Source organism: Streptomyces ruber (genome assembly GCF_014648075.1).
Classification (GTDB): Bacteria; Actinomycetota; Actinomycetes; order Streptomycetales; family Streptomycetaceae; genus Streptomyces; species Streptomyces ruber.
Genome location: NZ_BMQK01000005.1, coordinates 98,402 through 111,100 on the forward strand (window position 1 = coordinate 98,402; position 12,699 = coordinate 111,100).

14 protein-coding genes are annotated in these 12,699 nt (G+C 73.6%); 8 read left to right on the forward strand and 6 right to left on the reverse strand.

The window, feature by feature from the left end:
* The first annotated feature begins 29 nt into the window (after window positions 1–29).
* Complete coding sequence (locus tag IEZ04_RS14410; RefSeq protein ID WP_189217236.1) at window positions 30–956, forward strand: NADP-dependent oxidoreductase; 927 nt, start codon at window positions 30–32, stop codon at window positions 954–956.
* Between the two features lie 26 nt (window positions 957–982).
* Here IEZ04_RS14410 and IEZ04_RS14415 read toward each other — a convergent pair whose 3' ends face one another.
* From IEZ04_RS14415 to IEZ04_RS14425, 3 genes are read right to left on the reverse strand one after another with little or no spacing between them, the layout of a single operon-like run.
* Window positions 983–1,336 carry a DUF202 domain-containing protein gene (locus tag IEZ04_RS14415; protein ID WP_229821041.1) on the reverse strand — a complete coding sequence of 118 codons (354 nt, stop codon included), beginning with the start codon at window positions 1,334–1,336 and terminating at the stop codon, window positions 983–985.
* Window positions 1,324–1,725, reverse strand: a complete 402-nt coding sequence (locus IEZ04_RS14420; RefSeq protein ID WP_189217237.1) for a YidH family protein — start codon at window positions 1,723–1,725, stop codon at window positions 1,324–1,326. The genes IEZ04_RS14415 and IEZ04_RS14420 overlap by 13 nt, the downstream gene beginning before the upstream one ends.
* The gene (locus tag IEZ04_RS14425) at window positions 1,722–2,237 is read right to left on the reverse strand and encodes an NUDIX hydrolase (RefSeq protein ID WP_189217238.1); all 516 of its coding nucleotides are present in this window, start codon (window positions 2,235–2,237) and stop codon (window positions 1,722–1,724) included. The genes IEZ04_RS14420 and IEZ04_RS14425 overlap by 4 nt, the downstream gene beginning before the upstream one ends.
* Window positions 2,238–2,405: 168 nt before the next feature.
* On the opposite strand from IEZ04_RS14425, the gene IEZ04_RS14430 reads away from it, so the two are divergent.
* Complete coding sequence (locus IEZ04_RS14430) at window positions 2,406–4,061, forward strand: FAD-binding dehydrogenase (protein ID WP_189217239.1); 1,656 nt, start codon at window positions 2,406–2,408, stop codon at window positions 4,059–4,061.
* A 58-nt stretch (window positions 4,062–4,119) separates the two neighbouring features.
* On the opposite strand, the gene IEZ04_RS14435 is transcribed toward IEZ04_RS14430, so the two are convergent.
* Window positions 4,120–5,541, reverse strand: a complete 1,422-nt coding sequence (locus tag IEZ04_RS14435) for a GntT/GntP/DsdX family permease (protein ID WP_189217240.1) — start codon at window positions 5,539–5,541, stop codon at window positions 4,120–4,122.
* A 166-nt stretch (window positions 5,542–5,707) separates the two neighbouring features.
* A complete protein-coding gene (locus IEZ04_RS14440) occupies window positions 5,708–6,226 on the reverse strand; it encodes a gluconokinase (RefSeq protein WP_189217241.1) in 519 nt (172 codons plus the stop codon).
* A gap of 144 nt (window positions 6,227–6,370) precedes the next feature.
* Between IEZ04_RS14440 and IEZ04_RS14445 the strand changes: the two genes are divergently transcribed.
* A complete protein-coding gene (locus IEZ04_RS14445; protein ID WP_189217242.1) occupies window positions 6,371–7,099 on the forward strand; it encodes a FadR/GntR family transcriptional regulator in 729 nt (242 codons plus the stop codon).
* 90 nt (window positions 7,100–7,189) lie between these two features.
* Here IEZ04_RS14445 and IEZ04_RS14450 read toward each other — a convergent pair whose 3' ends face one another.
* A complete protein-coding gene (locus IEZ04_RS14450; RefSeq protein ID WP_189217243.1) occupies window positions 7,190–7,612 on the reverse strand; it encodes a YchJ family protein in 423 nt (140 codons plus the stop codon).
* A gap of 368 nt (window positions 7,613–7,980) precedes the next feature.
* On the opposite strand from IEZ04_RS14450, the gene IEZ04_RS14455 reads away from it, so the two are divergent.
* Genes IEZ04_RS14455 through IEZ04_RS14475 form a run of 5 tightly spaced genes read left to right on the forward strand, consistent with a single transcriptional unit; the run spans window position 7,981 to window position 12,686 of the window.
* Complete coding sequence (locus IEZ04_RS14455; protein WP_189217244.1) at window positions 7,981–9,921, forward strand: phage tail sheath family protein; 1,941 nt, start codon at window positions 7,981–7,983, stop codon at window positions 9,919–9,921.
* A 27-nt stretch (window positions 9,922–9,948) separates the two neighbouring features.
* Window positions 9,949–10,473 carry a phage tail protein gene (locus IEZ04_RS14460; protein WP_189217245.1) on the forward strand — a complete coding sequence of 175 codons (525 nt, stop codon included), beginning with the start codon at window positions 9,949–9,951 and terminating at the stop codon, window positions 10,471–10,473.
* Window positions 10,474–10,528: 55 nt separating this feature from the next.
* Complete coding sequence (locus tag IEZ04_RS14465) at window positions 10,529–11,275, forward strand: T4 family baseplate hub assembly chaperone (protein ID WP_189217246.1); 747 nt, start codon at window positions 10,529–10,531, stop codon at window positions 11,273–11,275.
* The gene (locus IEZ04_RS14470; protein ID WP_189217247.1) at window positions 11,268–12,056 is read left to right on the forward strand and encodes a hypothetical protein; all 789 of its coding nucleotides are present in this window, start codon (window positions 11,268–11,270) and stop codon (window positions 12,054–12,056) included. The genes IEZ04_RS14465 and IEZ04_RS14470 overlap by 8 nt, the downstream gene beginning before the upstream one ends.
* A 12-nt stretch (window positions 12,057–12,068) precedes the next feature.
* Entirely contained in the window at window positions 12,069–12,686 is a 618-nt protein-coding gene (locus IEZ04_RS14475) for a Pvc16 family protein (protein WP_189217248.1), read from the forward strand.
* Window positions 12,687–12,699: the final 13 nt, after the last annotated feature.

Here is a 12,699-nt window from a genome sequence, read left to right on the forward strand (position 1 = left end):
ACCGTACGAGTACCCCGGAGGGTCGAAGCATGAAGGCCATCAGCTACAACCGGTACGGCGGACCCGAGGTCCTGGCGTACGGAGACGTCGGCGAACCCAAACTCGGACCGGACCAGGTGCTGGTCAGGGTGCGGGCGGCGGCCGTGAACCCGGTGGACTGGAAGTGCCGCGAGGGGTATCTCGACCCGATGCTGGAGGCGCACTTCCCGGTCATTCCCGGCTGGGACGTCTCCGGCGTGGTGGAGCGCACCGGCGGCGCCGTACCGGAGTTCGCACCCGGCGACGAGGTGATCGGCTACGTCCGCGAGGACGCCCTGTCCCGGGGCACCTTCGCCGAGTACGTGGCCGCCCCCGTCCGCACGCTGGCCCGCAAGCCGCCGAACCTCTCCTTCGAGGAGGCGGCCGGGCTGCCCCTGGCCGGGCTCACCGCCTACCAGGCGCTCACCAGGGTGCTCGGCGTACGGCAGGGCGAGACCGTGCTGGTGAGCGCGGCCGCGGGCGGCGTCGGCTCGCTCGCGGTGCAGATCGCCCGGCACCTCGGCGCCCGGGTGATCGGCACCGCGAGCGAGCGCAACCACGAGTTCGTGCGCGAGCTCGGCGGCGAACCGGTCGTGTACGGGGACGGTCTCGTCGACCGGGTCCGGGCCCTGGCACCCAACGGTGTCGACGCGGCCCTCGACGTGATCGGCGGCGACAGCCTCAGGGAGTTCGCGGACACGCTGGCTCCGGAGGGCCGGATCGCCTCCGTCTCCGACCCGGCCGTCACCGAGCACGGCGGCCGGTACTGGTTCGTCCGCCCCGACCCCGCCGACCTGCAGGCCCTGTCCGACCTCGCCGCCCAGGGCGCGGTCTCGGTGCACGTGTCGGAGACGTACCCGCTGGAACGGGCGGCCGAGGCGCACCGCTCGAACCAGGAGGGCAGCACGCGGGGGAAGATCGTGGTGACCGTGAGCTGACGCCGGCCCCGCGGCAGCGTCCGTTCTCAGAACACCAGGGCGGCCGCGCACAGGGCCAGCGCGACCGTGCACAGCGCGGCCGCGCCGACGGTGCGCGGTGCCGGCGCGGCCGGGCGGGCCACGGCCAGGTCGCGCATCCGCAGGTGGGCGAGGACCAGGAAGGCCAGCCACAGCGCCGCGCACAGGGCGCACACCAGGACGCCGGCCGCCGAGGGGCCGCCGGTCAGCGCGGTCCTCCCGGCGAGCACGGCGGCGACGGTGCACGACAGCGTCGTACGCCGCCACGCCAGCCGCGTACGCTCCGGCTGGAGTCCCGGGTCGCGCTCCTCGCGCACGGTGTGCCCGTCGCGGGGATCACCCGTGCCGCTCAGCCCTCCCACCCCAGCAGCACCACGAGGGCCATGGCGACGGCGACCACGGCCACGACGACCGCGAGCAGGGCGGGGAACCGCGACACGGGCAGGTCCTCGCCGCGCCGCATCGCCCGCTCCACCTTCACCCAGTGGTTGACCGCGCGCAGTGAGCACAGCACGCCGCACGCCAGCAGGGCGAGGGCCAGGCCCACCCGCCAGCCCCACGGCAGGTCCGGCAGGAACTGGTCCACCGCGAAACCGCCGCCGATCAGCGCGAGCGCGGTGCGCAGCCAGGCGAGGAAGGTGCGCTCGTTCGCCAGCGAGAACCGGTAGTCGGGCGTCGTGCCCTCCTCGCGGACCGCCCGGGGCACGAACCACAGCCGGAGGTCGCGCAGGAACGTCGTACGTCTCGTCACGGGCGGCGGCCGTACGCCCGGAGCCGCTCGTACGCGGCCAGCCCGTCCGGCGTCCACTCCCACGCGCCGAGCCGTGCCTCGAGCTCGTCGTCCGTCAGGAAGCCGTGCCAGGCGACCTCCTCCGTCTGCGGGTCCACCGGCAGGTCGCAGCGCACCTCGTACACGGCGGACCACCACGCCCCGCCGGCGCCGTCGTCGTACGGGAACTTGAAGAGGAAGGCGGGCCGGGGCAGTCCGCTCACGCCCAGTTCCTCCTCCGCCTCCCGCAGGGCCGCGTCGTCGTAGGACTCGCCCGCGCCGACGACCCCGCCGACGAACATGTCGTACAGGGACGGGAAGACCAGCTTGGCCGGGGTGCGGCGGTGCACGAAGATCCGCCCGTCCGCGTCGCGCACCAGGACGAAGGCGCAGCGGTGGCGCAGCCCGCGCGCGTACGCCTCGCCGCGGGCGGACTGCCCGATGACCCGGTCGTTCTCGTCCACTATGTCGATGATCTCGTCGGCGGCACTCATGCGCCCATCCAACCAGGGGGGTCGGCGCACCCGGCCACCCGATCGCGGCGAACGCACGCGTCCGAACAGTTGACGGGCGCATCCGTGTGCCCAAGGATGCCGTCCCGGAGCGACTTACCGACCGGTCATCACGTCCGGTGCCGCGCCGACCGACGAAGGGGCCGCCCCATGGCGTACGACGCAGACGTGATCGTGATCGGGGCGGGTCTGGCCGGTCTCACGGCGGCCGCGGAACTCGTCGACGCGGGCCGCTCGGTGATCGTTCTCGACCAGGAGCCCGAGCAGTCGCTGGGCGGCCAGGCCTTCTGGTCCTTCGGCGGCCTGTTCTTCGTCGACTCGCCCGAGCAGCGCCGGCTGCGCATCAGGGACAGTCACGCGCTCGCCCTCCAGGACTGGATGGGCACGGCGGCCTTCGACCGGCCCGAGGACCACTGGCCGCGCAAGTGGGCCGAGGCGTACGTGGACTTCGCCGCCGGGGAGAAGCGCGCCTGGCTGCACCGGCAGGGCGTGCGGTTCTTCCCGGTGGTGGGCTGGGCGGAGCGCGGCGGCTACGACGCCACCGGGCACGGCAACTCCGTCCCCCGCTTCCACATCACGTGGGGGACCGGACCGGGCCTCCTCACGCCCTTCGTGCGGCGGGTGCGGGCGGGCGTGGACCGGGGACTGGCACAGCTCCGCTTCCGGCACCGCGTCACCGGGCTGTCGCGCAGCGCGGGCACCGTCGACACCGTCACGGGGGAGATCCTGGAGCCCTCGGACGTCGCGCGCGGACGGGCCAGCGGCCGCACGGTCACCGGCGCGTTCGAACTCCGGGCCCAGGCGGTGATCGTCACCTCCGGCGGCATCGGCGGCGACCACGACCTCGTCCGCGCCCACTGGCCGAAGCGGCTGGGCACCCCGCCGAAGCGGATGGTGGCCGGCGTGCCCGCCCACGTGGACGGCAGGATGCTCGGCATCGCGGAGCGGGCGGGCGGGCACCTCATCAACCGCGACCGGATGTGGCACTACACCGAGGGCCTGCACAACTGGAACCCGGTCTGGGAGAACCACGGCATCCGCATCCTGCCCGGACCCTCGTCGCTGTGGCTGGACGCGCGCGGCAGACGGCTGCCCGTGCCGCTGTTCCCGGGCTTCGACACCCTCGGCACGCTCGAACACATCATGAGCACCGGGTACGACCACACGTGGTTCGTGCTGGACAGGAAGATCATCGGCAAGGAGTTCACGCTCTCCGGCTCCGAGCAGAACCCCGACCTGACCGGGAGGTCCGTCCGGGGCGTCGTCGACCGGGCCCGGTCCGACGTCCCCGGCCCGGTGCGGGCCTTCATGGACCACGGGGTCGACTTCGTCGTGGAGCGGGACCTCGGCGCGCTCGTCCGCGGTATGAACGCGCTCACGGGGGAGAACCTCGTCGACGAGGCGGAGCTGCGCCGGGAGATCGTCGCCCGCGACCGCGAGACCGCCAACCCCTACACCAAGGACCTGCAGATCACGGCGGTCCGGGGCAGCCGCGCCTACCTCGGCGACCGGCTGATCCGCACCGCCGCCCCGCACCGCCTCCTCGACCCGAAGGCGGGCCCGCTGATCGCGGTGCGGCTGAACATCCTCACCCGGAAGACCCTCGGCGGCCTGGAGACGGACCTCTCCTCGCGCGTCCTCACCGAGGGCGGCGACCCCCTGGACGGCGTGTACGCGGCGGGCGAGGCGGCCGGGTTCGGCGGGGGAGGCGTCCACGGCTACCGGTCGCTGGAGGGCACCTTCCTGGGCGGCTGCCTGTTCTCGGGGCGCGCGGCGGGCCGGGCGGCGGCGCGGGCGGTCGGCTGAGCCGCTCACCGTACGGCGGGCGGCTGACCCGTACCGCCCGCCCGTACCGGAACGTTCCCTAGAGCACCAGCGACAGCAGCAGGACCAGGGCGCCCGCGACCACGGAGATGACGCACTCCATGATCGACCAGGTCTTCAGGTTCTGCCCGACGCTGAGCCCGAAGTACTCCTTGACCAGCCAGAACCCGGCGTCGTTCACATGGCTGAAGAAGACCGAGCCGGCGCCGATGGCCAGTACCAGCAGGGCGGCGTGCGTCGTCGACATGTCGGCCGCGAGCGGCGCGACGAGACCGGCCGCCGAGATGGTGGCCACGGTCGCCGAACCGGTCGCCAGCCGGATCGCCACCGCGATCAGCCAGGCCAGCAGCAGCGCGGGGATCGACCAGTCCTTGGAGATCTCCAGCACCATCTCGCCGACGCCCGCGTCGATCAGCGTCTGCTTGAAGCCGCCGCCGGCGCCGACGATGAGCAGGATGCCCGCGATCGGGCCGAGGGACTTCTCGACGGTCTCGGCGAGCCGCCCCTTGCTGAAGCCGGCCGCCCCGCCGAGGGTGAACATGCCCACGAGCACGGCCACCAGCAGCGCGATCATCGGGGAGCCGATGACGTCGAAGACGCGCTGGACGGTGCTCTCCGGGTTGTCGACGACGATGTCCACCAGGGCCTTGGCCAGCATCAGCACGACCGGCAGCATCACGGTGGCCAGGGTCGCCCCGAAGCTGGGACGGCGCCGGTCCTCCTTGGCGACGGGCCCGTCCGCCTGCTCCTCGGAGGCGCGCGGCAGCATGCGCTCGGGCACCGGGACGTCCACCCAGCGGGCGGCGACCTTGGAGAACAGCGGACCGGCGATGATCACCGTGGGGACGGCGATCAGCACACCGAGCGCGAGGGTCACACCGAGGTCGGCGTCGACCGCGTCGATCGCGGCCAGCGGACCGGGGTGCGGCGGCACCAGGGCGTGCATCACGGACAGGCCCGCGAGCGCGGGGATGCCGATGCGCATCAGCGAGTGGTTGCCGCGCTTGGCGACCATCAGCACGACCGGGATCAGCAGCACGATGCCGACCTCGAAGAACAGCGGCAGACCGACCACCGAGGCGATCAGCACCATCGCCCACGGCATCGAGCGGTTGCCCGCCTTCGCCAGGATCGTGTCGACGATCTGGTCGGCGCCGCCGGAGTCGGCGAGCAGCTTGCCGAGGATCGCGCCGAGGGCGATCAGGACGCCGACGCCGGCGACCGTGGAGCCGAGCCCGCTGGTGAAGCTGGAGATCGCCTTGTCGAGGGGCGCCCCGGCGAAGGCGCCGAGCGCCAGCGTGCCGATCGTCAGGGACAGGAAGGCGTTCAGCTTGAACTTGGTGATGAGCAGCACGATGACGGCGATGCCCGCCAGCACGGCGATGCCCAGCTGAGCGTGGCCCGCCGAGGTGATCGGTTCGGCGGCGTCCGCTGCCAGCATCTCGACGCTGAGTCTGGTCACGGTGGTTCCTTGCGAGTGCGGAGTACGAAGTACGGGGAAAGGGAGGTGGGGGAGGGCCGGGTCGGGCGCCGGGTCTAGGAAGCGGGCCGGTCGAGCTCGTCGAGTGCGGCGACGGCCCGGTCGGCGATGTCCTCGGGGCCGCCCGAGACGTTGACCGCCGCCGGGTCTAGGAAGCGGGCCGGTCCAGCTCGTCGAGTGCGGCGACGGCCCGGTCGGCGATGTCCTCGGGGCCGCCCGAGACGTCGACCGCCACGCCCCGCTCGTCCGCCTGGAGCGGCTGGAGCGTGGCGAACTGGGAGTCGAGCAGGGCCGTCGGCATGAAGTGCCCCTGCCGCTTGCCCATCCGGTCCTCGATGAGGGCCCGGTCGCCGCTGAGGTGGACGAAGACGACGTCCGGCGCGGCCGCCCGCAGCCGGTCCCGGTAGGCGCGCTTGAGGGCCGAGCAGCTCACCACCCCGCCGAGCCCGGCCCGCTCGCGGGCCCAGGCACCGATGGCGTCGAGCCACGGTCCGCGGTCCGCGTCGTCCAGGGGGGTTCCGGCCGACATCTTGGCGATGTTGGCCGCCGGGTGGAAGTCGTCGCCCTCGGCGTACGGAACACCGAGCCGGGACGCGAGCAGGGGGCCGATCGTGGTCTTGCCGGTTCCTGCCACACCCATGACCACGACGACGTGGGGGGTACGCATGACTACCTCGCTGTGCTGTCTCCGTCGACATCGACGTCACCTGACGTCGAGGACACTGAAACTCATTAGGTACGACAAATTCAAGACCCTGTGATTTATAAGTCCGACTTTTTTTGCCCGACGCCTTCCTCGTACGCTGAGCTCATGAGCACACGGGGCCGGGGGCTGCACGGACACGTACTGGACGCCCTCGGGCCGGCGATCACCGCGGGTGAGTACCCGCCGGGCAGCGTGCTGCGCACCGACGAGCTGGCGCAGCGCTTCGAGGTGTCGCGCTCCGTGATGCGCGAGGCGGTGCGGGTCCTGGAGTCCATGCAGCTCGTGGAGTCCCGCCGCCGGGTGGGCGTGACGGTCCGCCCGGCCGCCGAGTGGAACGTCTACGACCCCGAGGTCATCCGCTGGCGGCTGGCCGGCGCCGACCGGCCGCGCCAGCTGCGTTCGCTCACCGTGCTGCGCTCCGCGATCGAGCCGGTCGCCGCGGGACTGGCCGCGCGGCACGCCACCGCGGAGCAGTGCGCCGAGCTCACCGAGTGCGCCCTGGGCATGGTGGCCAACTCACGCGGTCACCGGCTGGAGGGGTACCTCTTCCACGACGTGGCCTTCCACCGTGTGATCCTCAACGCGTCGGGCAACGAGATGTTCGCCCGCCTCGGCGACGTGGTCGCGGAGGTCCTCACGGGCCGCACCCAGCACGAGGTGATGTTCGAGGACCCCGACCCGGCTGCCGTCACCCTGCACGTCCAGGTCGCCGAGGCGGTCCGCGCGGGCGACGCGTCCCGGGCCGAGGAGCTCACCCGGGAGATCACGCTCGGCGCGCTCGAGGAGCTGGACATCCTCGCGCCGCCGAACGGGCGGCACGCGACGACGGGCTGAGCGCCGGCGGCGGGTAGAGCGCCGGCGACGGGCTGAGCGCCGGCGACGGGTAGAGCGCCGGCGACGGGCCGGGCGCCGACGGCCGGCGGCTCACTCCCTGACGTCCCCGTCCACGTACACCCACACCCCGTCGACCCGCTCGAAGCGGCTGTGCTCGTGCAGCGCGCCGCCACGGTAGGAGGCGCGGAAGGTCACCGTCCCCGTGGTGTGGAACGCCGAGCCGCCGGAGGTCTCCAGCACCTCCAGACCGGTCCACGCCGGCCCGGCGCCGAGGCCGAGTTCCTCGGGCCGGGTGCGCGGGTGCCACGTCCGCAGCAGATACGCCTCGTCGCGCCGGACGAAGGCGCTGTAGCGCGACCGCATCAGCGCCTCGGCCGTCGGTGCCGCCCCCTCACCCCGGTGGAATCGGCCACAGCACATCTCGTACGTCTCCGCAAGACCGCAAGGGCACGAGGGGTTGCGCGCGGGGCGCGGAGCGGGCTGCCGGCGGGACCGGGGAGTGCGTCGGGACATGCCCCCATTCTGCTGCAACACCACATGGGCGGGATCCGTGAAGAACCCGTCCCGACACGCGCACATCGTGTGCGCGTCGTGTCCGTCCCCCTCCACCGGACCCTCCGCAGGACTGGCCTGAACACGCCTTGCTCGCTCAACTCCCCACTGTCCAAGGTGGATTGCGCACTCAAGCATCAGGAGTCACAAGCGCGCTGCTTGACCCGGACGGCCGTCCGCCCGGGGTACTGACGGGGGAAACTGATGCGGTGCCGTGGACCGGCCGTGCCGCCGCACGCCCGGGCACCTCCACCCGCACCGGACGGGACACCCTCCTCACGCCGCCTCTTGGTGCCTCCACCCGGCCCGACAAGGGATTAGGAGGGGGAATGCCGACACACGTGAGCGCCGCCCGGCCGACCTACCCCGGCGTCTACGTCGAAGAGCTCCCCAGCACCACCCGCACCGTCTCCGCCGTGACCACCTCGGTGACCGCGTTCGTGGGGCACACCCGGCGCGGACCCCTGGACGAACCCGTGCGCGTCACCGGCTTCACCGAGTTCGAGCGCCTCTTCGGCGGCCTCGGCCCGCGCTCCGCCGTCGCCCACGCGGTCCACCAGTACTTCACCAACGGCGGCGGCACCGCCGTGATCGTACGGGTCGCCAAGGCGGGCAGCGGCACGACCGCCCGCACGGCCCTCGCGTCCACCGAGGACCACAGCGAGCACCCCGTGCTCGAGGTGTACGCCAGAGAGCCCGGCCGGTGGGGCAACGCCCTGCGCATCGCCGTCGACCACGGCACGCGCCGCCACGGCCCGCGCGACCACGACCCGCTCCACCACGGCGGGCACCACGACTCGCACGACCACGACGAGACCTTCGACCTGCGGGTGTACGACGCCAGGGGCAACGTCCGGGAGAGCTTCACGGGCCTGTCCGCGGACCCCGACCACGACCGTCACGCGCCGACCGTGATCGACGCGGGCTCCCGGCTGATCCGCGTCGAGGCCGTCGGCGAGGGCCGCCCCGACCCGTCCGGCACGGTCTCCAAGCCGTTCGGGCACCACCTGCCGGACCTGGCCGTCGACCTCACCGTCAAGATCGGCGAGGTCGAGCGGGAGTTCACCCTGTACGACCCGGACCGCGACGGCGAGGCCCCGCGCACCCTCGCCGAGCTGGCGCTGCTCCTGGAGCGCAAGCTGCGCGCCCTGCCCGACGCGCCCGGCAGGCACGCCTACGCGGGCGCCGAGGTCACCGTCTCCGGCCGGCGCCTGCGGGTGGTCGCCGGGTCCACCGACCCCCGTGACGTGGTGCGCTTCCTCGGCGAGTGCGCCAACGACCTGGGCCTGGAGGCCTCCGTCAACCCGCCCGTCTTCCCGCTGAAGGGCGGCGAGGACAGCGAGGCCCCCGGACCGCAGGACCTCATCGGCAGCGAGGCGGGCAGGACCGGCATCCAGGCCCTGCGCGGCGTCGCCGACGTCAACCTGCTCACCCTGCCCGAACTCGCCGCGTACGACTCGGTGGACGACATGGTCACCGTCGTCTCGGCCGCCCAGCGGCTGTGCGCGGAACGCCGCGTCCTCCTCCTCGTCGACGCGCCCGCCCGCTGGGCCGACGCGGACGCGGCCCGGGCCGGACTCGCCGCCTTCGACGCCGTACGCGGCGACCACGCCGCCCTGTACTTCCCGCACCTGAGGCTCACCGACCCGCTCACCGGACGGCTGCGCTCCTTCCCGCCCTCCGGCGCGGTCGCCGGCGTCATCGCCCGCACCGACGCCGAGCGCGGCGTGTGGAAGGCCCCGGCCGGCACCGGCGCACGGCTCCTGGGCGTGCAGGCGCTCACCGTCGACCTCACCGACCGCGAGACCGGCCTGCTCAACCCGCTCGGCGTCAACTGCCTGCGCACCCTCCCGCTGGCGGGCCCGCTCGTATGGGGCGCACGCACCCTGGCGGGCGCCGACACCCTCGACAGCGAGTGGGGTCACGTCCCCGTGCGGCGGCTCGCCCTGCACGTGGAGGAGAGCCTCCACCGCGGCCTGCAGTGGGTGGTGTTCGAACCCAACGACGAGAACCTGTGGCAGCAGATCCGCCTCAGCGCCTCCGCGTACCTGCACACCCTCTTCCGGCAGGGCGCCTTCAAGGGCAGCACGCCGCGCGAGGCCTACTTCGTCAAGTGCGACCACGAGACCACCACCGCCGAGGACATCGCGAACGGTGTGGTCAACGTGCTGGTGGGCATCGCGCCGGTCCGCCCGGCGGAGTTCGTGATCGTCCGGATCCAGCAGACGTCGGGACAGGCCGCGCTCTGGCCCGCCGAAGGAGCACCGTGAGAGCCGAAGGAGCACTGAGGAGAACCGATGGCTGAGTTCACCGTCAACGCCCATCGCTTCGACCCGTACAAGAACTTCAAGTTCCTGGTCCTCTGGGACGGACGTACGGTCGCCGGCATCAGCAAGATCAGTCCGCTGAAGCGGACCACGGAGGTCGTCAAGCACCGGCACGGCGGCGACCCCTCCTCCCCGCGCAAGTCGCCCGGCCGCTCCGAGTTCGAGGGCGTCACGCTGGAGCGCGGCGTCACCCACGACCCCGAGTTCGACCGCTGGGCCAACAAGGTCTGGCAGGTCGGCGCGGGGCTGGGCGCCGAGGTCTCCCTCGCCGACTTCCGCAAGGACATCGTGATCCAGGTCCTCAACGAGGCCGGCCAGGTCGCCGTCTCCCACAAGCTCTACCGCACCTGGCCCAGCGAGTACCAGGTGCTCGGCGAGCTGGACGCCAACGCCAACGCCGTGGCGATCCAGTCGCTGAAGCTCGAGTGCGAGGGCTGGGAGCGGGACTACGAGGTGCCGGAACCGCAGGAACCGGCGTTCCTCAACCCCGCCTGACCGGCGGCCGTCGACGTCCGGCACGGCAGGCGGGCAGCGGGGAGGAGGGGAGGACATGGGGAACACCGGGGCGGTGACCGGGGCCGCCGGCCTGCTGGCCACCTGGGAGGCGGGCCTCGCCGAGGCACCGGACGGCCGTGCGCTGCTACTGCACCGCACGGCACGCCCGGACACCGACGCGGGCGCCCTGTCGGCGCTGCCGGTCGGCGAGCGCGAGGCGGACCTGTTCGCGCTGCGCCGGGCCCTGTTCGGCGAGCGGATGCAGGTGCGCCTCGCGTGCGGGGCGTGCGGCGAGGACATGGAGTTCGAGCTGGACGCCGGGGAGTTCGCCAGCTCGCTGTCCCCGGACGGCCCGGGGGAGTCCGTCGTGCGGCTGGCGGAGAGCGGCTGGGAGGTCGAGTTCCGGCTGCCCGGTGCCGCGGACCTGACGGCGGCGGCCCGGACCGCGGACCCGCGCGCCGCGCTGCTCGCCCGGTGCCTGGTCTCGGCGGTCCGGGACGGCACGCCCGTGGCCGCCGACGCCCTGCCCGCCCCGGTGCAGCGCCGGATCGCCGAGGCGGTCGAGGCGGCCGACCCCGGCGCCGACGTCACGCTGGGCGTCACCTGCCCGGAGTGCGGCGGGACCACCCGCGCCGAACTGGACATCGCCTCCTACCTGTGGACCGAACTGGACGCCTGGGCGCGCGACGTGCTGCTCGACGTCCATCTGCTCGCCACCGCCTACGGCTGGAGCGAGCCGGAGATCCTGGCGCTCAGCCCGCTGCGGCGCCGCTACTACCTGGAGCTGTGCGCGGATGACTGACTCACCGTCCGTACCGCCGGAAGGCCGCCCGGGAGGCCCTGCGGCGGGCCCCGCGGAGCCCGACTTCCTCGACCGGCTGCTCGCCCGGCACACCGCCCCGGCCGCCGCGCGCCCGGACGCGGTGCGGGTACGGCCGCGCCTGGCCGGTCCGTTCGAACGCATCGAGGCGGTGCGCGCCCGTACGGCCGCCGGACCGGAGGGAGACGTCACACCGTTCCGGCCCCCGGCCGCACCGTCCGCCGTACCGGAGCGGGACGGCCCGCGCCCGGCCCCGGGGACCCGCTCCACGATGACGGAACGGGAACGGACCGTCGTACGCACCGGACGGACGCCCGCCGACCCGGCCGGCCGCGCCACCCCGCCACCCGTGCCGGAGCTCCCGCTGCTGCGCCCCGCCGCACCCGTGCCCGCGACCACCCGACCGGTCCCCGGCCCGGCCCGGCGACCGGCGCCCCGGACCCGCCCGGACGTGGACGCGACCCGGAACGCGGCGCCCGTGCCCCTCCCCCCGGGCGCGGACGCCGTACCCCCCGCCGCCGTGTCCGCCGCCCCGTATCCCAGCAAGGCGGACACGGCGGCGGCCCGGGACGCCGTACGGCAGGCCGCCGCCCGCCGGTCGGCCCGGGCGCCCGGACAGGTGGTGCACGTACGGATCGGCCGCCTGGAGGTGACGGCGGCGGCGTCCGCGGGAGCCGACGCCCGGCCGCGGCGCGGTGGCACGGGACGCAGGGAGGCGACCGTGAGCCTGGCGCAGTACCTGGACCGAGGACGAGAGGGCTGAGGAACCGACGCCATGAGCAACGCACTCGCCATCGCCCACGTCACCGAGGCCCTCGCCCTGCACATCGCGTCGCATCTCCAGCCGGAGCTGGACGAGGGCGTCAAGGTCGAACCGGGCAGGCCGCCGGCCCAGGTGCCGACCGACCCCACCATCACCGTCTTCCTCTACCAGATCACCCCCAACACCGCGCGGCGCAACGACGACCTCCCCACGCGCGCGTCCGACGGCACCCTCGTGCGCCGCGCCGCGGCCGCGCTGGACCTGCACTACCTGATCAGCGCCTACGGCGAGGAACGGACCCTGGTGGGGCAGCGGCTCATCGGCTCCGTGGTGCGCACGCTGCACGAGATGCCGGTCCTGCCGCAGGACGTCCTCGACCAGGCGGCCGACCGCCCGCACCTCACGGGCAGCGACCTGGCGGCGACGGCACAGCGGGTGCGGCTGACGCCGACCGTGATGGACATCGACGAGACCTCGAAGCTCTGGGGGATGCTCCACCAGACCCCGTACGCGCTCTCGGTGGTCTACCAGGCGGCCCTGGTCCTCATCGAGGGCCGCGAGACACCGGTGCCCGCGAAGCCGGTGGAACGGCACGCGGTACGGGTGGTGCCGTCCCGCACGGAGAGCTGAGACGGCGACCGGG

Bases quoted from the DNA above. Each gene is read 5' to 3' on its own strand.
- IEZ04_RS14465 (WP_189217246.1), top strand. From the start codon at position 10,529: ATGGGGAACACCGGGGCGGTGACCGGGGCCGCCGGCCTGCTGGCCACC.
- IEZ04_RS14450 (WP_189217243.1), bottom strand. From the start codon at position 7,612: ATGTCCCGACGCACTCCCCGGTCCCGCCGGCAGCCCGCTCCGCGCCCC.
- IEZ04_RS14425 (WP_189217238.1), bottom strand. From the start codon at position 2,237: ATGAGTGCCGCCGACGAGATCATCGACATAGTGGACGAGAACGACCGG.
- IEZ04_RS14430 (WP_189217239.1), top strand. From the start codon at position 2,406: ATGGCGTACGACGCAGACGTGATCGTGATCGGGGCGGGTCTGGCCGGT.
- IEZ04_RS14445 (WP_189217242.1), top strand. From the start codon at position 6,371: ATGAGCACACGGGGCCGGGGGCTGCACGGACACGTACTGGACGCCCTC.
- IEZ04_RS14475 (WP_189217248.1), top strand. From the start codon at position 12,069: ATGAGCAACGCACTCGCCATCGCCCACGTCACCGAGGCCCTCGCCCTG.
- IEZ04_RS14455 (WP_189217244.1), top strand. From the start codon at position 7,981: ATGCCGACACACGTGAGCGCCGCCCGGCCGACCTACCCCGGCGTCTAC.
- IEZ04_RS14410 (WP_189217236.1), top strand. From the start codon at position 30: ATGAAGGCCATCAGCTACAACCGGTACGGCGGACCCGAGGTCCTGGCG.
- IEZ04_RS14470 (WP_189217247.1), top strand. From the start codon at position 11,268: ATGACTGACTCACCGTCCGTACCGCCGGAAGGCCGCCCGGGAGGCCCT.
- IEZ04_RS14440 (WP_189217241.1), bottom strand. From the start codon at position 6,226: ATGCGTACCCCCCACGTCGTCGTGGTCATGGGTGTGGCAGGAACCGGC.
- IEZ04_RS14460 (WP_189217245.1), top strand. From the start codon at position 9,949: ATGGCTGAGTTCACCGTCAACGCCCATCGCTTCGACCCGTACAAGAAC.